Here is an 18,931-nt window from a genome sequence, read left to right on the forward strand (position 1 = left end):
GGAGATATTTTAGAAGGTTAATTATTAACATAAATATGGTAATTAATGCGTGTTTTAACCGGTATTATGGTTTTAACTTTGCCTTTTTAAAATTGATTGAGAACCTATAGTGTATATGTTGAACTTAAAATTTATAAGTTATGGATACTATAAAATCAAATAAGAAAGCACTATTTGCCTTGGCAATTGGTGGTTTTGGAATAGGACTTACCGAGTTTGTTATCATGGGAATTTTGACCGAAGTTTCTGGGTCATTGGGTATAACCATTCCTCAGGCAGGTCACTTTATTGCAGCATATGCGTTGGGTGTAGTAGTGGGGGCTCCATTACTAACAGGATTAGGCTCTAAGCTTACACCTAAAAAAATGTTATTCCTTTTAATGATATGGTTTACGGTATTTAATACTTTATCTGGACTAGCAACGGGCTATACGAGCTTGTTGTTCATGAGATTTTTATCTGGGATACCTCACGGTGCCTTTTTTGGTATTGGTGCTGTTGTTGCTACAAAATTGGCTAAAAAAGGAAAAGGGGCTCAAGCGATTTCAATAATGTTTTCAGGTCTAACGGTAGCCAATGTTATTGGAGTACCTATTGGCACCTATTTAGGTCAACAGTTTAGCTGGAGTGTTTCTTTTTACTTGGTAGGTTTTGTGGGTTTATTAGCTTTAGGAAGCATTTACCTTTGGATGCCAAAAATTGAAGTTGATGAGACCGAAGAGAAAGTAAGTGTTTCTCAAGGATTGAAAAATACAGAGCTTTGGGCTTTAATTGCTTTGACCACAATCGGTACTGGTGGATTTTTTGCGTGGTACAGTTATGTAGCTCCGTTAATTACAGATGTTGCCGGGTTGCCAAACCATTTTGTTGGCTATGCTATGATGTTGGCTGGTTTAGGTATGGTAGTAGGTAACTTTTTAGGTGCGAAGATGGCAGAATTGTTTTCTCCTTTGAAAGCGGTAATCATTAGTTTATCTGTTATGTGCGGTATTCTATTACTTAATATGGTGATAGCATCCAATCCGTATTTATTAATGTTATTGACCTTTGTGATAGGAGCTATATCCTTTACCGTTGCAACCCCCATTCAAATGGCCATAATCAATACATCTAAAGGTTCCGAAATGTTGGGTTCTTCTATGAATCAAAGTGCCTTTAATATGGGTAATGCTTCTGGCGCTTATTTGGCCGGATTGCCAATTGCATTTGGCTACGGTATTATTTACTCTAGTTTAATAGGAGCAATGCTTGCTTTTTCTGGTGTTGCCATAGCAGTATCTATTTTAATTGTTAGAAAGAGAAAAGAAATAAAATATAGAAAAATGGCGATGAGCTGTTAGTCTGTAATTTTTCAATAAATCAGAAAGGAACTTATATTATAAGTTCCTTTTTTTTATGCTCAATAAAAAATGTTTACTGATAGTTTTTATTTTTTCTTATTTCTTTAGAATCAAGTGGTTTCGATGTTAAAATTTATAATTTATGCAGTTCATCGGTAATTTTATCCATTTTGTCACGTTGTAATAGAACCAAAACTTACAATGCTGTGTTACGTACCAAACTATTTCTTGGAGCCATAATAATGGTTCTACTACTATTTGTTCTTACGGCTTCTTCATTTAAGCCAGAACATTCTAAAGCAATCATTGCAAATCCTAATCCTGTTAAAACTCTTGCAGAGAAAAGGCAGATTAAACTCTATAACATTCGTCAAAAAGCATTGAACGATGCCTTGACCGATTATTTTAATAAAGCTATAGCCTCTGGTGATATTGTTGGAGCTGGAGTAAGTATTGTTAGTGGAGATTCTGTTATTCTTTCTGATGGATATGGTAAAAGAAGTTTCAATGGTAAAGAAACTGTTGACGCTGAAACCTTATTTAGATTAGGTTCTATCTCAAAAGGATTCACGGGAATATTAGCTGCCAACTTAGAGAGCGAAGGTAAATTACACTTTAATGATAAAGTGGCTGATTATTTACCAAACTTTCATTTTGGAAATCAACAGAATACACAAAAAATAGAAGTTGCCCATTTACTTTCTCATACTACAGGTACTCCGTATCACAGTTATACGGATTTAGTAGAGGCTGGTTACACCATGTCATCTATTAGTGGAAAATTCGATAAAATAAATCCAATTGCAGAACCTGGTTCTCAATATAGTTATCAAAACGCTATGTTTTCTGTAGCACAAGAAGTGATGCTAAAAGCCACAGGAAAGGATATTCAGACCTTATTGACAGATAAATTCTTTGCTCCGTTAGGTATGAATTCCGTTTCAATGGATCATAAAACATTGATGAACAATGAGAATATAGCTTTGCCTCATATTAGAAGAGGGCATAGTTTTAGAACTGTTTTGCCTAGAGATAATTATTATAATGCAATTGCGGCTGGTGGTATTAATGCTAATTCTATAGATATGGCAAAGTGGATGCGTTTCTTATTAGGGCATAATCCTGATGTGATGTCTAAAGATGCCATGGCGCAAGTATTCAAACCTTTTGTAGAATTAAAGGGACATCTCAAATATTATCAAAAATGGCCGGGACATGTGAAATCTGGTTACGGATTCGGTTGGAGGATACACACCATAAAAGAGAATGAAAAGGCAGCGGAAGAAACAATCTGGCATCATGGTGGTAGTGTAAACAACTACAGAAATGAGATAGCACTTTTTCCAGATTCTGATTTAGGTATTTGCGTATTGATCAACGGACCGTCAAAATTGGTTAAAACCGTAATTCCAGATTTACGTGCAATCGTTAAAAGTATTTATGAACAAGAAATTGCAATAGCTACAAGCATTTAAGTGAACTGTAACTATCAGATATAAAAAATCCCTTTAATCATCGATTAAAGGGATTTTCTTTTTTAAGTATATTTCTTAAATGTTGCTGGCTAACCAATCACCAACTTCACTTGTTTTATAACTTTTACCTCCATCGGCAAGATCTTCGGTAACGTAACCTTCAGCTAAAGATTTGTTTACAACACGTCTAATTTCTTCAGCTTCTTCTGTCATATTCATGTCTTCAAAAAGCATAGCTGCAGAAAGTACGGTAGCTAATGGGTTTGCGATGTCTTTACCTGCTGCTTGTGGGTAAGAACCGTGTATTGGCTCATATAAAGAAACTTTACTACCTACTGAAGAAGAAGGCATTAGTCCCATAGAACCTGCAATTACAGAAGCCTCGTCGGTTAAAATATCTCCGAACAAGTTAGCTGTAATAATTACATCATATCCTTTAGGCCATTGAATTAGACGCATTGCAACGGCATCTATAAACTCATATGAAACCTCTACTTCTGGATAATCTTTTTCCATTGCTTGTACGGTCTCTCTCCAAAGTCTAGATGATTCTAAAACGTTGGCTTTATCAACACAACATAATTTTTTAGAACGCTTCATAGCGAAATCAAAACCTTTTTTAGCTAATCTTTCGATTTCAAAACGTTGGTAGGTCATAGTGTCAAAAGCAGTGTTGCCATCATCTTTTCTTCCACGCTCACCAAAATAGATACCACCAGTTAATTCTCTTAAGATAATTAAATCGGTACCTTCAATACGTTCTCTTTTTAAAGGAGATTTATCGATAAGTGAAGGGAATGTAAATGTTGGTCTTACGTTGGCAAACAAACCTAATTTTTGTCTCATTTTCAATAATCCCTGCTCTGGACGAACTTTTGCAGATGGATCATTATCAAAACGCGGATGACCTATAGCACCGAAAAGAACTGCATCGGCATTTGCACAAATTTCATGTGTTTCATCTGGGTAAGGCTCACCAACAGCATCAATTGCAGCGGCACCAGTTAAAGCTGGTTTCCAAGTAATATGATGTTCGTACTTTTTAGCAATTGCATCACATACTTTTACTGCTTGATCAATTACTTCTGGACCGATACCATCACCGGCTAATAAGGCAATATTTAATTTCATGGGTTAATCGCTTTACGCTCTGCGCTATTCGCAACACGCAATACGTTAATTGTATTACGTTTAAGCTGTTTATATTTTATTTATTAAATTATTTAAACTTCTTCTTACTTTGTTGACTTTATCATGAATTATTAAAAACTCTTCTTTTTGAATATACTTTAGATCTTTTGCTAAAATCGTAAAATATTCTAATTCACTTGCTGATCCTTGAGAAATGATTAAAAAACGTTTAAATTCTGCGTCAGATTCCCTTCCGCATCCTTCAGCTATATTCGCTGATATAGATGATGAAGCTCTTCTCATTTGACTCGTTAAACCAAAATTTTCATTATTTGGAAAGCTTCTAGTCAATTTATAAATCTCTAATGTAACTTCATGTCCTAATTCCCAAACATTATATTTTTTATAATCTCTCATTTATTGCGTTTTGAGCAAAGCGTCGAGCGCAATGCACTTAGCGTTAAGCGTTCCGCGTCTAAATAATATTCAACATTTTCTCAGTCGCTTTAATGGCACTTACCGTTTGGTCAGAATCTAGACCTCTTGATGTAAATTCTTTTCCTTCCAGTTCCCAAGTAATGACTGTTTCGCATAATGCATCAGATGTACTACCTGGTGGTATTCTTACTGCGTAATCGGTCAATTTTGGTAATGGAATATTCTTTGCCATGTACACTTTTTTAAGAGCGTTCATAAAAGCATCATACTGCCCGTCTCCTTGCGAATGTGCCTCAATAACTTTTCCATCTATTTCTACAGATAGGGTAGTGGAAGGCATTAATCCCATTGCATGAGTAAGTACGTACGATTTTATAAATACTTTTTGCTTATAATCTGCAGTATCTAAAACATCAGAAATAATAAAAGGAAGGTCATCTTTTGTAACGCGTTCTTTTTTATCTCCTAGTTCAATAATACGTGCAGTAACTTTTTTTAGCTCTTCATTGTTTAATGTTAAGCCCAGCTCTTGCAAGTTTTTTTGAATATTTGCTTTACCTGACATTTTACCCAATGCATACTTACGTTTTCTTCCAAAACGTTCAGGCATTAGGTCACTGAAGTATAAGTTGTTTTTACTGTCTCCATCGGCATGTATACCGGCAGTTTGTGTAAATACATTATCACCAACAATTGGTTTGTTTGCTGGTATGGTAAAACCTGTAAAGGCAGATACCAACTTACTTACTTTATATAAAGAGGTTTCGTTTACATTAATCTCTACTTCTGGTAGAAAATCGTTGATAACAGCTACGGCACTTGCCATTGGTGCGTTACCAGCTCTTTCGCCCATTCCGTTTACGGTAAGGTGTAAACCATGGCAGCCAGCTTTTACAGCTTCCATAATATTGGCTACGCCTAGGTCGTAATCATTATGTCCGTGAAAATCGAAATGTAAATTTGGATATTTTTGTACTATTTCAGACAAATACGCATATGTTTCGGTGTGCGTTAAAATGCCTAATGTATCTGGTAATAATATTCTTTTTACATTCTGAGTGGATAGAAAATCTAGAAAGTCAAAAACATATTCTTTTGAATTTCGCATTCCATTACTCCAATCCTCTAAATAAATATTATTGATAATACCTTTTTCAGTGGCTTGTTTAAAAATCTCGGAAATTTCAGAAAAATGTTGCTCGGGAGTTTTCTTTAACTGATACTTTAAATGGTTCATTGAACCTTTGGTCAGCAAATTTTGAGAAATGGCTCCAGATTTTTGCATCCAATCTAATGAAATACCACCATCTACAAAAGTTAGTACTTCTACACGTTCTAAATAACCCTTTTCACCAGCCCATTCGGTAATCTTCTGAACAGCTTCTAGCTCTCCATCAGAAACGCGAGCAGATGCAATTTCAATTCGGTCTACTTTCAGTTCTTCTAAAAGTAATTTTGCCAAGGTCAGTTTTTCCGATGCAGAAAAGGATACGCCCGAAGTTTGTTCACCATCCCTTAGGGTGGTATCCATTATTTCTAACTTTCTTTTTTTCATGTGTTCTAAATGCCATTTTTCAAATCGAAAAATGGCATTGGGTTAGTTAACGTAAATGCTTTGTACTGTCCTGATATTATAAAGGAGTATTCTCTGCGAACGTCTCAATATCTTTTTTGATGTTCAATAAATAATCGATATCATCAAATCCGTTAAGCATGTTGTTCTTCTTATAGTCATTAATATCAAAAGACTCACTTTCGCCTGTTGATAGTAAAGTAATTTTTTGTTCAGGTAGACTAATTTCTAATTCTGTAGAAGGGTCAGCTTCGGTAGCATCAAAAATTTTCTGTAAAAACTCTGCACTTACTTGTACTGGTAATACACCAATGTTAAGACAGTTACCTCTAAAGATGTCTGCAAAGAAACTTGAAACTACACATCTAAATCCGTAATCATAAACTGCCCAGGCAGCATGTTCACGAGATGATCCCGAACCAAAATTCTTACCACCTACTAAAATTTTTCCGCTGAATTTATCTTGGTTCAAAACAAAATCTTCTTTTAAAGTATTGTCTTGGTTGTAACGCCAATCCCTGAAAAGATTGTCACCAAAACCAACACGCTCAGTTGCCTTTAAAAATCGTGCAGGTATAATTTGATCTGTATCTACGTTTTCTATAGGTAAAGGAACCGCAGTTGAAGTTAATATGTCGAATTTATCGTATGCCATTTTTTATAGCTTTTTGCTTATGGATGTTAACCATTAGCTTGTATTATTATAATTGTTGTTTTGCTAAAAGTCAAAGGCTAATAGCGAAAGGTAAACTTGTTACACAAGTTCTACCATTAATTCTCTTGGATCGGTTACTTTACCAGTTACAGCAGCTGCAGCAGCAACTAACGGACTAGCTAATAACGTTCTTGAACCAGGACCTTGTCTTCCTTCAAAATTTCTGTTTGATGTACTTACGGCTAATTTACCGGCAGGAACTTTATCATCATTCATTGCTAAACAAGCAGAACAACCAGGCTCACGAAGTTCAAAACCAGATTCGGTTAAAATATCAAGTATACCTTCTTCTTTTATTGCCGCTTCAACTTTATGTGATCCAGGAACCAACCATGCAGTAACATTAGCAGCTTTCTTTCTGCCTTTTACGATAGAGGCAAAGGCTCTAAAATCTTCTATACGACCATTCGTGCAGCTACCAAGAAAAACAAAATCAATTGGCTTGCCCATCATACTATCACCTTCATTGAAATCCATATACTTCAATGATTTTTGATAGGTAGTAGCCCCACCTTGAACGTCATTTGCCATTGGAATATCATTTGAAATTCCCATACCCATACCTGGGTTAGTACCATATGTAATCATTGGTTCAATAAGTGAACCATCAAAAGTTAATTCTTTATCGAAAATGGCATCTTCATCAGTGTATAAAGTTTCCCAATATGCCATTGCTTTGTCCCAATCTGCACCTTTAGGCGTGAACTCACGATCTTTTACATATTCAAATGTTTTCTCGTCAGGAGCTATCATACCACCACGGGCACCCATTTCTATACTTAGATTACAAACGGTCATACGACCTTCCATACTCATGTCTCTGAAAATCTCACCGGCATATTCTACAAAATATCCAGTTGCACCAGAAGTAGTTAATTGAGAAATGATAAATAAAGCAACATCTTTAGGTGTAACCCCTCTGCTCATTTTACCATTGATATTAATACGCATTCTCTTAGGCTTAGGCTGCATAATACATTGTGTAGCCAAAACCATTTCAACTTCAGAAGTACCAATACCAAAAGCAATTGCTCCAAAAGCACCGTGTGTAGAAGTATGTGAATCTCCACATACAATAGTAGCACCTGGTTGGGTAATACCATATTCAGGACCTACAACGTGTACAATACCGTTTTTTGCATGACCTAATCCCCAATAAGAAATACCATATTCATTAGCATTCTCTTCTAACATTCTCAATTGGTTTGCAGAAAGTGGGTCAGCAACTGGTAGATGTTGGTTTATAGTTGGTGTATTATGGTCAGCTGTTGCAAATGTTTTCTCTGGGTGCATTACAGGAATATTTCTATTCTTAATACCTAGAAAAGCAACAGGACTTGTTACTTCGTGTACCATGTGTCTGTCAATAAACAGTACATCTGGACCATCTTGTATTTTATGTACTACGTGGGAATCCCACACTTTGTCAAATAATGTTTTAGTTGCGCTCATATTCTTTCTAATGTAAGTACAACAAATCTATTAAAAACAAGGGTCTCGTGGAAATTAACACACTTACAAATTACGATGTTCAACGGTAAAGTTGTGATATTTTGACGGACTCATAATACCGTTTAGAATGTTAAGTTATCTTTTTATCTAAAGTTTTTTTGATGTGTTTCATAAATCTTTTTTTAGTGCTAAATTTCTGACATGAAAAAACTGACCGTACTAGCATTAGCTATTTTGTTTATTTCTTGTGATAAGGATAGCGCTGAAGATTTTGAAAATAATTCTTCTAGTTCTGATTCAGGTTATAGAATTATTGGAAGATATTATGATTTAAATATAAACGGAGGAACAGAAAGCCAAGAATTATATGAATATGAGAATTATGATAATGACTATGACCCAGATAGCTACTCTAATTTAATTTCTGAAACTGGCATAGATATTTTAGACTATAGAGATTATTTTGCTAATGAGTATGGTATAACCTTAAGAGAGAATAATTTTAATGTTGATAACTCTTTTTACTATAAAGATTTTAAAACCAATCAAATTTTAAAAATTAATATGCCTCATTTACTAACTAATGAATGGTCTTATTGGCATTATGAACGTTCATTTTATTTTCTATATAGAGATGATTCTACCTATGATAGCAACGATGATTCTCTAGAATATAAATTGAAAATTATAAACTTTGAAACTAATCAGGAATCTGAACTCAATGTTGGTAGATTTTTATCAGCTGAGTATGGAAAATTTCAGGTTGAATTAATTGGGAACATTGTTTACTTTTTAAGACTTCCAGATTTTTTTATCAATGAAGGTGAAGTTTCATTAGTGTCAATTAATCTTGATAGTTTAGAAATTATTGAAAACAGTTCCTACTTTAAATCTGACAGGTACAATTTAATAACAGATAGCTCTAAAGATTGTTATCTTTTTGGGCAGGATTTTAATTATAAATATAATTTGAATTCTAACTCTTTTGAAGAATTAAGTATACCTGGAGAATCAAATTATTTAGATCCTGGATTTACCAATCAAAGGTATGATCAGATAGTTGTTAACAATAAAGTAATCTCATATTTTGCTCCTCCTGCTCCAAGTGCAGAGCTGGCGCTCCCAGTCGTTTTAGATTTAGAAACTGGTCAAGTTACCATTATTCAGTTTAGTGAGGAACCAACTCAATTTGAAGATGATGAAATTGGACCTTGGAGACCATTTATAAAGTGCTTTAGTGTTGATGCTAAAACTGAAACAATTATTGTAGGAGTAGAGAATCAATTGGGTGCAGAATTCCAATCTCAAGGTGTGTTTACAGTTGATTTTGCAGGTAACATTTTAAATAAACAAAAGATTCCTATTTTGCCCATTCAAATAATTAAATAGTATGAAAATAAAACTGACCTTAATAATATCAGCCATTTTGTATATTTCTTGTAGTGATGATTCTGTTGACCCCATAACACCAAATGTTGTTGTTGAGGAAGAAATTATTGAAGATGAAGAAGTGGTTGAGGAAGTTTCATTTCCTACCTTAGTTGCAATCAGCAAGAACGTTGGATATTATTATGGGATGAAGATAAATTCTCTTTCTGATAATGTTGAAATAACAAATTTGTCCGAAACATTGGATTTAGGAAATTTTGGATCTTCAAATGTCAGTTTTTATGATGGTATTTTTACACATGGTTCATTAGATTATAATATGGATACAGGATATCAAGCTAAAATTTCACAAATTAATTTTATTGAATCTAATACTTTTGTGTTAGATGGTTTTTGCGACCCTTTAAATCTTCCTGCTTCTAGTCAGGCTGGTATAAGCGGCTCAGAAAATTATTTTGTACATACCTACTTAAATTCTTTATATAGTGTTGATGTACCTCTTTATTTGAATTCTTGGAATAATACGGATGAAAGTTGTAATGAATTTTTATTAGGGAACGGGCCACTTTATAATTCTAAATTATTTGGCAATTACTTTCTTGGTTTCAAGTTTAGAGAGGTGCAAGACGAGAATTTTACTTTAAACAAAGAATTATGGTTAGTTGATTTAGATAGAAATCAAGAACCATTAATGTTCGAAATGGACTCAAGTTTCAATTTTGCAACCATAAACTCAGACACGCTTTACTTAACATATATCAATGGTGATTATAAAGTATATGATATTAAGACCAACACATTGATTAATGAGGGAAATAACAATGTGTTTTCAGAGTATAATGGAAATTATATATTTAAAACTTCTTTTTCCGACAATCAAATGGTTTTTTATAAACCTAGTTTAGAGTTCACTACTTTGTCTGCATTTACACCTATATTATTCAATTTTAGCGAAAATATAATTGTTGATTTGAATGTTAAATTTGAAGAAATTTATACTCATTTAGTTGAGAAATACAATGAATCATATTCGGTAATTAATTGTTCTTTAGATTTTGAGAATGAAGTAGTAATAATAGGGTGCAATAATTCTAGACCTGATGATATAGGTTTATTGCTCTATTGTGATTTTTATGGTAATATTTTAAGAGAAGTAGAATTGCCTTATTCACCGGATTTTGTCAATATAATTAACTAATATATGTCCAGATATTCTTATGCTTCACCAACTGGGCATACATGTGTCTAATAATTAGATTCTCTGGTTTACTTAATGATGGGTCTTCTTTAAGCAATTGTAATGCGTAATAGCGAGCCGATTTTAAGATGTCGTTATCCTTAACAATATCGGCTATTTTTAGATTTAATAGTCCGCTTTGTTGTGTGCCCATAATATCTCCTGGTCCGCGAAGTTTTAAATCTACTTCTGCAATTTCAAATCCGTCATTGGTAGCTACCATAGTTTCTAATCTAGTTTTAGCTTCTGCAGATAACTTATGGCTCGTCATTAGAATACAAAAACTCTGGTCAGCACCACGACCAACACGGCCACGCAATTGATGTAATTGCGAAAGACCAAATCTTTCTGCACTTTCAATGATCATTACAGATGCATTAGGCACATTTACCCCAACTTCAATAACGGTGGTAGCAACCATTATTTGTGTTTCGCCACGAACGAATCTGTTCATTTCATACTCTTTGTCTGCCGGTTTCATTTGTCCGTGAACAATAGAAATCTGATATTTTGGCTGTGGAAAGTCACGAGCAATACTCTCATATCCATCCATTAGATCTTTATAATCCATTGCCTCAGATTCTTGAATTAATGGGTACACCACATATATCTGTCTGCCTTTTTCAATCTCATCTCTTATAAAACGAAAAACCTTTAATCTATTGGCATCATAACGGTGTACGGTTTTTATGGGTTTACGCCCAGGTGGCAATTCATCTATAACAGAGATGTCTAAATCACCATACAAACTCATTGCCAATGTTCTAGGTATTGGTGTTGCCGTCATTACCAATATGTGTGGCGGAAACTCATTTTTATGCCAAAGTTTAGAGCGCTGGGCTACACCAAATCTATGCTGCTCATCAATAATGGCGATACCTAAATTCTTGTATTTTACTTTATCCTCTAAAAGGGCGTGAGTGCCTATTAGAATATTCAACTCTCCGTTTTCTAATTGTTCATGAATTGGTTTACGAGCCGATTTTTTGACGGAGCCTGTTAATAATGCACAAGTGATTTCAGTTCCTTCTAGTAGTTCAGAAATACCTTGATAATGCTGATTGGCAAGAATTTCTGTGGGCGCCATAAGGCAAGCTTGAAATCCATTATCAATTGCCAAAAGCATTGTCATTACAGCTACTATTGTTTTCCCTGAACCTACATCGCCCTGTAATAACCTGTTCATTTGGGCATTGCTACCAAGGTCTGCGCGAATTTCTTTAATTACTCGTTTCTGAGCACCAGTAAGTTCAAAAGGTAATTTATTGGAGTAAAAATCTTTAAAATAGTCGCCTACTTCATTGAAAGGGAAGCCCTTAATCTTTTTCTTTCGAGATACATTTTTACCTATCAGCTGCAGTTGAATATAGAATAGCTCTTCAAACTTTAAGCGAAATTGCGCCTTCGCTAACAACTCTTGACTTTTAGGAAAATGTATATTGAATAATGCTGCCGGTTTTGGTAGTAATTTTAATTCGTGCAATAATTTATCCGATAGGCTTTCAGAAAATTTGCCGTTCATCTCTATAAAAAGTTGTTGCAACATCTTACTGATTACCTTATTTGTTACGCCTTTATTGCTTAATTTTTCGGTAGATGGATATACGGGTTGCATATACACTTTAGTACCTTGTTCATGTGCAGACAATGGTTCCATTTCTGGGTGTGGCATTGAAAATGTGCCATTGTACCAATTGCATTTTCCGAATATTACATAAGGTATGTTCAGTTTAAGGTTTTCTCGCAACCATTTTTGCCCCCTAAACCAAACCAATTCTATTTCGCCGGTATCATCTTTAAAACGGGCTACTAAACGCGAGCCCTTCTTTTGTTCAACTGTTTTTAAGTGTACTACCTTACCAATTATTTGAACATCGGCACTGCTTCGTTGTAGCTGACTTATTTTATAATATTGGGTTTTATCGATATATCGATTTGGGAAAAGATTGAGCAAATCTTGACAGGTTTCAATCCCTAATTCAGACTTTAAGGTTTCAGCCCGATTTGGACCAACACCTTTAAGGTATACAACAGGAGTTTGCAAGTAATTTGCGTTCATGGCACTAAAATAGGCTATAGGTAGATTTGCGACAAACTAAAGTATTAAATTTGATTTTCTACTAGCTTATTAATTTGCATGAAAAAAATAGTTTTAGCCTTTATTCTTTGTTTTTGTTTCAGTTCTTATGGTCAACATCAAGATAAAGTAGATTTTATAAAAGCGAAGGTTTACTTAGGTCCATTACCTAAAGAGAAAAAGATTCAAGGCGGAGTGATCTATCGTTTTAATGTGTTACAAAATGTTGATTCCGTATTTTTTGATGCAAAGAATATGGATTTTTCAAAAGTAGAACTTGATGGGAAAAAGATAGATTTTACTGCCACAGAAAAGACAATTTCTATTTCACATAAATTCAAAAAAGGAGATTCTCATAAGCTGATTATTGAATATATAGCCAAGCCAAAACAAACTGTTTATTTTATTGGTTGGGATGATGAGCTAGAAGGTAATGAGCAAATTTGGACTCAAGGGCAAGGGAAATATACTAGCCATTGGCTTCCTAGTTTTGATGACATGGAAGAAAAGGTAGAATTTGATTTTACAATTGAAGCCGATAAAAAATATCAAGTAATTGCGAATGGTAACCTACTTCTAAAAACTGATAATGATGAGGAAGATGCTATTTGGTTATTTGATATGAAAAAACCAATGAGTAGTTATTTGTTGGCGTTCGCCATAGGCAATTACAATAAGCAAGTTTTGAAATCTGAAAGCGGAGTGACGATTGAAAACTACTATTACCCAGGTGATAGTCTAAAAGTGGAACCTACTTATAGATATACAAAAAGGATATTTGATTTTTTAGAAAATGAAATTGGCGTGGGGTATCCTTGGCAGAATTATAAGCAAGTGCCAGTGCATGATTTTTTATATGCCGGTATGGAAAATACAAGCGCTACTTTTTTCTCTGATGCTTATGTTATTGATTCTACATCTTTTATTGATAGAAATTATGTGAACATTAATGCTCATGAATTAGCGCATCAATGGTTTGGTAATTTGGTTACCGAAATGAATAGCGAGCACCATTGGTTACATGAGGGTTTTGCTACTTACTATGCATATTTAGCTGAGAAAGAAATTTTTGGTGATGATCATTTTTTCTGGAAGTTATTTGAAACGGCTAAAACTCTTAATAATATTTCAGAAAAAGGAGAGGGGGAGAGCTTATTAAACCCAAAAGCTAGCAGCCTTACTTTCTATGAAAAAGGAGCATGGGCTTTAGCTGTCTTAAAAGATAAAATAGGAGAAGAGGATTTTAAAACCGCAATTCAGAATTACTTAAAAAAATACCAGTTCCAAAACGTGACTGTTCCAGAATTTATTACTGAAATGGAGGGATCTGGTAATCATGATTTAAGTGATTTTAAAACTATTTGGTTAGAAGGAGACGTATTTCCAATGGATGATGCCAAGGATTATTTAATGAAAAATAGTGCATCAATAAGAATGTATTATGTTTTAAAACATGATGTTGAGAAAAATTTTAATTCTCCTGAAATTTTAAAGGATTCAGAATTATCCACGGAATTGAAGCTAGAATTGCTTCAACAAAAAGGTGATTTTCCTAAATTGGAACTTTGGTCTTTAATTGCTAGTGATGATATAAAAATAAGACAATTTGCTGCCCGGAAAATGGGTGAAATTCCTGAGGGTTTAAAAGAGCTTGCAGAGCCGTTGTTATTAGATGATAGTTATATTACCAATGAATTAATGCTTTATAATCTATGGTCTAGTTTTGATTATGATAGAAGTGTTTTCTTAGATAAGACGAGAGATATTATTGGATTGCCTAATAAGAATGTGCGACTGTTATGGTTAACATTGGCATTGTTTACGCCAGATTATAACCCTACAGAAAGTGTTTATTATCATCGAGAGCTTGTTGGTTACACAAGCGCTATTTATAATCCAGAAGTTCGGCAAACAGCGTTTCAGTATTTATCTGAAATTAAAGCTTTGAATGATGATGCCTACATAAATTTGATAAAAGCAACGAATCATCATTCTTGGCAGTTCAGAAACTATGCGAGACAGTTATTTGATACCTTATGGATTGATGAAGAACAGAAAAAAGAAATTGAAAAGGTAGCAATTCAACTAAATTCATCAGATTTGCGTTATCTTAAAACGAAATTAAAGTAATAATGAAAGCATTGGTTATTTCTGGTGGTGGTAGTAAAGGAGCCTTTGCAGGTGGCGTTGCCCAATACCTTATTCAAGAACAAGGAAAAAAGTATGATATTTTTGTAGGCACTTCTACGGGGAGCTTACTTATTTCTCATTTAGCTTTGGGTAAGCTGGATAAGATTAAAGAAATTTATTCTAATGTTAATCAAAAAAGCATATTTAATAATTGTCCTTTTTTGGTAAAGAATATTCGAGGAAACGAAGAGATTTCTATAAATCACTGGAATGTTCTTAGAAACTTCATGAGCGGTAAAAAAACCTTTGGTGAAAGTGAAAATTTGCGAAAGCTTATTGAGAACAGTCTAACTATTGAGGAGTTTGAAACTTTAAAAAACGGAGATTCTGATGTTGTCATAACCGTTTCTAATTTATCATTGAATCAAGTGGAGTACAAATCTATTAAAGATTGTACATATGAAGATTATTGCGATTGGATCTGGATTTCAGCTAATTACACACCGTTTATGAGTTTGGTTCGTAAAAATTATTGCGAGTATGCCGATGGTGGTTTAGGTAGTATTGTACCTATCGAAGAGGCGATTAAAAGAGGTGCAACTGAGGTAGATGTTGTTGTTTTACATACCGAAGTCAATTATATGAATAGGGTGGCATCTCGTAATCCGTTCGAGTTGATTACGAATATGTTGAGTTTTATTTTAGATAGAATTGAAAACCAAAATATTAGAATAGGTAAATTAGTTGCCAATCAAAAGAATGCGATTATCAACTTATTTTATACACCTACTATATTAACGACTAATTCTTTAATATTCGATAAGGCAAAAATGACCTTGTGGTGGAAGAGGGGGTACTTGTACGCTAAAAATAAGAATGAAGAAACAAACCCAATTGAACCTAATGAGCATGAATAATGTTCTTTGATAAATAGGCTTTAATTTATAGCTACAAACAAAAAATGCTTTCCAAGATTGGAAAGCATTTTTTTATTTCAGTATAATTTTAACTTCTACCATAAATCGCCAATTTCCCTTTTTACAAAAGTTAGGGCAGTAGCCGATGGAGAAGTTTTATCCATAGTTTCATTTAAAATATCTTCTCTCAATTTATCAGCAGTTTCTGTGTTACTCATAGCTGCTTTTCTAATCATTTGAATCGTTGCACTTTTTGCTGCTTTAATAATATTCCAGCATTCATCGGTCATATAAATTTGCTGTGAAAGATTATGATCAAACTCGGTTTCTATACTTTTAACCAATAAATTCTCATATGCATTTTTATCATCACTTTGTGGTGCTACACGCACAACCAAGCTAGGTATTGCAATACGTTCTAAAAATAACGCCATTCTTTCGTAAGCTTGTAAGCGAACTGGTAGCGTATCTTTTTGAGAATCTTTATGTAAGAGAAAACGTCTTCTGCCTTCTTCATTATTAGTGTGCATTCTAAAGAAATAGAAAGCTATTGCACCAGTAACAACTGAAGGTATTAAATAAGCGAAAAGTTGAAAAATTTGGTCGGAGTTCATTTTTTAATTAGTTATTAATTACGAAATAAGAACGTCCAAATTTCTCAATTAGTATAGTGTTTCATCGATGAAATGCAAGTAATTTAATTTTTAGCGTCTCCCTTCGCCATATCATAAAATGCTTTATAATCTGGTTGAAACTTTATTTGTAACGATTCTCGTAAGCCGCCATCTTGTGCAACTGCAACAATTCGCTCACCATTTACCCCAAAATCTTTTATTAAAATACTGGCAATAGCCGTGGCTTGTTGTAGTGCAATGTTCATTTCACCAGTGATATTTAAACTAGCAATGGTAATTACACTTTCAGGATTTGCATTCGCAACCTTCGCCACATTTTCTATCCACCCAATAGATTCGGTAGACGGATTAACGCCAACACCGTCAGTAAAGAAATAATCTAGTTTTTCAGAAATAATTACTGATCCATCGGCAACTCCAATTTTTGCATTTTCTCCTAAAACTTGCTTAGCGTTAGTCAATATAACAACAGCAGTAGAATCATTGCTTGCAACAGCATCTGTAACACCTTTTAGTTGCTTTTCTTTTCGTTCTAAAGCAGCCATGGTTTTATTAATGTTCTCTGAATTTTGACTAGATAACGCCGCAAAACTATTTAAGTTCTTCATTAATGTTGCGTTGGCATCTTGCAACTCGGTCACTTGAGATTGATACTCATTTGAACGTTGGTCTGCTAACTTCTCATTTCTTTGAGATGTACTCACCATTCGTGATATAGAATCTAGTTTATATTTTAATTCTTGATTCTGTTCGATCAATTCACTTTTTTTCTGAGCTTGAATAGTATTTAAGCCTAAAAGGAATATAATTGAATAAATAAAAAAACGTTTCATATGAATATGCATTAAATAGGTTAATCTAAATTTTGCCGCCAAGATACGAACAGTCTTTTAATTGTTGAACTCCTGCAAAAGGTACTTTTGCTTTATTATAGCCGTAAGTAGAGGCTAAACTTTTATTTAGGTCGTTGTCATCTACGTTAACTTGTACATCATCCATTGTAAATTGACTAGGGTGTTCATAGCCTGCAGCATGCGTAATTTCCAAAAATTCTTTTCTGAACGTATTAAAATATTGCGCTAGTCTGTCTGATTTTAAGGGTACATTAATACCTTTTTGTAACCATTTGCTTTGAGTAGCTATACCTGTTGGGCAGGTATTGGTATGGCAAACTTGTGCTTGAATACAACCAATACTCATCATTGCTTCGCGAGCAACATTAATACAATCTACACCCATTGCAAATGCCATGGCGGCTTTTGCTGGGAAACCTAATTTACCTGATCCAATAAATACAATGCGGTCAGTAAGATTCCTATTTAAGAAAACTCTATACAAACTAGAGAATCCGTAAACCCATGGTAATGATACGTGATCGGCAAATGATGGGGGAGCAGCACCTGTACCACCTTCACCACCATCTACAGTAATGAAATCTGGACCTTTACCTGTGGCTACCATTAAATCTGCCAATTCTTCCCACTGATCTAATTTTCCTATAGCACCTTTAATACCAACTGGTAAACCTGTTTCGTTAGCGATATTTTCTATAAGAGCCATTAACTCCGTTACATTAGAAAATGCTTTGTGTGTCGCTGGGGATAATACATCTTTACCAACTTCAACACCTCTAATTTCCGCAAGCTCTGGAGTAATTTTTGCTCCTGGTAAAACTCCACCTTTTCCTGGTTTGGCGCCTTGAGATAATTTTATTTCAATTGCTTTGATACACGGATTGTCCTCAACCAATTTTTTCATTTTCTCCATGGAGAAGTTACCATCTTCCGTTCTTACACCAAAATAACCGGTACCAAAGTGAAAAACGATATCGCCGCCATGTTTATGGTAAGGTGAGAGTCCGCCTTCACCTGTATTATGATAAGCTCCTGCTTTTTTCACTCCTTTGTTCATGGCTTCTACAGCTGCGGCTGATAATGAACCAAAACTCATGGCAGATACATTTACAACACTGCCTGGTCTAAATGGTTTTCTACGGTTGTTGTACTGCCCCATTACTTTTGCACAAGGTATGAAGTTAGGCTCCGCAGCATTTGGGTGTCCAGCAGGTACTTCGTAACCCATCATTCTGTTTTTGACGAATATATGCTGGTGTGCATATAAATCTCGGTCAGAACCAAACCCTTCGTAATTGTTCTCTTTCTTCGCAGACGCATAGATCCAACCTCTTTCAATTCTGTTAAAAGGAAGCTCTTCTCTGTTATTAGCAACAAAATATTGACGCATTTCTGGACCAATACTTTCTAACCAATAACGCAAGTGCCCTACAACAGGAAAGTTATGTTTTATCGTGTGCCTTTTCTGAATAAAAATATCCCAGATGGCAACTATGAAAAGAAACAAAAAAATATTCCAAGTCCACCATGGTGGACTTGGAATATTATTTAAGAAATCATTCATCAAA

The 18,931-nt window shown here is 34.4% G+C and carries 15 protein-coding genes; 6 read left to right on the forward strand and 9 right to left on the reverse strand.

Features of this window, described 5'->3' with window-relative positions; genetic code table 11:
* Window positions 1-140 precede the first annotated feature (140 nt).
* Both BUC31_RS17695 and BUC31_RS17700 read left to right on the forward strand, forming a co-directional pair.
* On the forward strand, window positions 141-1,340 hold the full coding sequence (locus tag BUC31_RS17695; RefSeq protein ID WP_073246737.1) for an MFS transporter: 1,200 nt from the start codon (window positions 141-143) through the stop codon (window positions 1,338-1,340).
* A gap of 206 nt (window positions 1,341-1,546) precedes the next feature.
* A complete protein-coding gene (locus BUC31_RS17700) occupies window positions 1,547-2,815 on the forward strand; it encodes a serine hydrolase domain-containing protein (RefSeq protein ID WP_244534074.1) in 1,269 nt (422 codons plus the stop codon).
* A gap of 75 nt (window positions 2,816-2,890) precedes the next feature.
* Here BUC31_RS17700 and leuB read toward each other — a convergent pair whose 3' ends face one another.
* The 5 genes from leuB to leuC form a co-directional block, all read right to left on the reverse strand.
* A complete protein-coding gene (leuB, locus tag BUC31_RS17705; protein WP_073246739.1) occupies window positions 2,891-3,946 on the reverse strand; it encodes a 3-isopropylmalate dehydrogenase in 1,056 nt (351 codons plus the stop codon).
* Window positions 3,947-4,015: 69 nt separating this feature from the next.
* Window positions 4,016-4,363 carry a four helix bundle protein gene (locus tag BUC31_RS17710; protein ID WP_073246741.1) on the reverse strand — a complete coding sequence of 116 codons (348 nt, stop codon included), beginning with the start codon at window positions 4,361-4,363 and terminating at the stop codon, window positions 4,016-4,018.
* A gap of 58 nt (window positions 4,364-4,421) precedes the next feature.
* Window positions 4,422-5,939 carry an alpha-isopropylmalate synthase regulatory domain-containing protein gene (locus tag BUC31_RS17715; RefSeq protein WP_073246743.1) on the reverse strand — a complete coding sequence of 506 codons (1,518 nt, stop codon included), beginning with the start codon at window positions 5,937-5,939 and terminating at the stop codon, window positions 4,422-4,424.
* Window positions 5,940-6,015: 76 nt separating this feature from the next.
* A complete protein-coding gene (leuD, locus tag BUC31_RS17720) occupies window positions 6,016-6,612 on the reverse strand; it encodes a 3-isopropylmalate dehydratase small subunit (protein WP_073246746.1) in 597 nt (198 codons plus the stop codon).
* Between the two features lie 99 nt (window positions 6,613-6,711).
* A complete protein-coding gene (leuC, locus tag BUC31_RS17725) occupies window positions 6,712-8,124 on the reverse strand; it encodes a 3-isopropylmalate dehydratase large subunit (protein WP_073246748.1) in 1,413 nt (470 codons plus the stop codon).
* 201 nt (window positions 8,125-8,325) lie between these two features.
* Here leuC and BUC31_RS17730 point away from each other — a divergent pair, with 201 nt between their 5' ends.
* Together BUC31_RS17730 and BUC31_RS17735 are read left to right on the forward strand one after the other, a co-directional pair.
* Complete coding sequence (locus BUC31_RS17730; RefSeq protein WP_073246750.1) at window positions 8,326-9,513, forward strand: hypothetical protein; 1,188 nt, start codon at window positions 8,326-8,328, stop codon at window positions 9,511-9,513.
* Window position 9,514: 1 nt separating this feature from the next.
* Window positions 9,515-10,711, forward strand: coding sequence for a hypothetical protein (locus tag BUC31_RS17735; RefSeq protein ID WP_073246752.1), 1,197 nt, complete (start codon window positions 9,515-9,517; stop codon window positions 10,709-10,711).
* On the opposite strand, the gene recG is transcribed toward BUC31_RS17735, so the two are convergent.
* The gene (recG, locus tag BUC31_RS17740) at window positions 10,704-12,809 is read right to left on the reverse strand and encodes an ATP-dependent DNA helicase RecG (protein ID WP_073246754.1); all 2,106 of its coding nucleotides are present in this window, start codon (window positions 12,807-12,809) and stop codon (window positions 10,704-10,706) included. The two genes, BUC31_RS17735 and recG, sit on opposite strands and share 8 nt — an antisense overlap.
* A gap of 78 nt (window positions 12,810-12,887) precedes the next feature.
* Between recG and BUC31_RS17745 the strand changes: the two genes are divergently transcribed.
* Both BUC31_RS17745 and BUC31_RS17750 read left to right on the forward strand, forming a co-directional pair.
* The gene (locus BUC31_RS17745; RefSeq protein WP_073246756.1) at window positions 12,888-14,957 is read left to right on the forward strand and encodes a M1 family metallopeptidase; all 2,070 of its coding nucleotides are present in this window, start codon (window positions 12,888-12,890) and stop codon (window positions 14,955-14,957) included.
* Between the two features lie 2 nt (window positions 14,958-14,959).
* Window positions 14,960-15,874, forward strand: a complete 915-nt coding sequence (locus BUC31_RS17750; protein ID WP_073246758.1) for a patatin-like phospholipase family protein — start codon at window positions 14,960-14,962, stop codon at window positions 15,872-15,874.
* Between the two features lie 95 nt (window positions 15,875-15,969).
* Here BUC31_RS17750 and BUC31_RS17755 read toward each other — a convergent pair whose 3' ends face one another.
* From BUC31_RS17755 to BUC31_RS17765, 3 genes are all read right to left on the reverse strand, one after another.
* On the reverse strand, window positions 15,970-16,488 hold the full coding sequence (locus tag BUC31_RS17755) for a DUF7935 family protein (RefSeq protein ID WP_073246760.1): 519 nt from the start codon (window positions 16,486-16,488) through the stop codon (window positions 15,970-15,972).
* A gap of 83 nt (window positions 16,489-16,571) precedes the next feature.
* Window positions 16,572-17,342 (reverse strand): hypothetical protein, encoded by a 771-nt coding sequence (locus tag BUC31_RS17760; protein WP_139252008.1) that lies wholly within the window; start codon window positions 17,340-17,342, stop codon window positions 16,572-16,574.
* A 25-nt stretch (window positions 17,343-17,367) separates the two neighbouring features.
* Window positions 17,368-18,927: an FMN-binding glutamate synthase family protein gene (locus BUC31_RS17765; protein WP_073246764.1), complete on the reverse strand. Its 1,560-nt coding sequence runs from the start codon at window positions 18,925-18,927 to the stop codon at window positions 17,368-17,370.
* Between the last annotated feature and the right edge of the window lie 4 nt (window positions 18,928-18,931).

This window comes from Maribacter aquivivus (assembly GCF_900142175.1).
Lineage (GTDB): Bacteria > Bacteroidota > Bacteroidia > Flavobacteriales > Flavobacteriaceae > Maribacter > Maribacter aquivivus.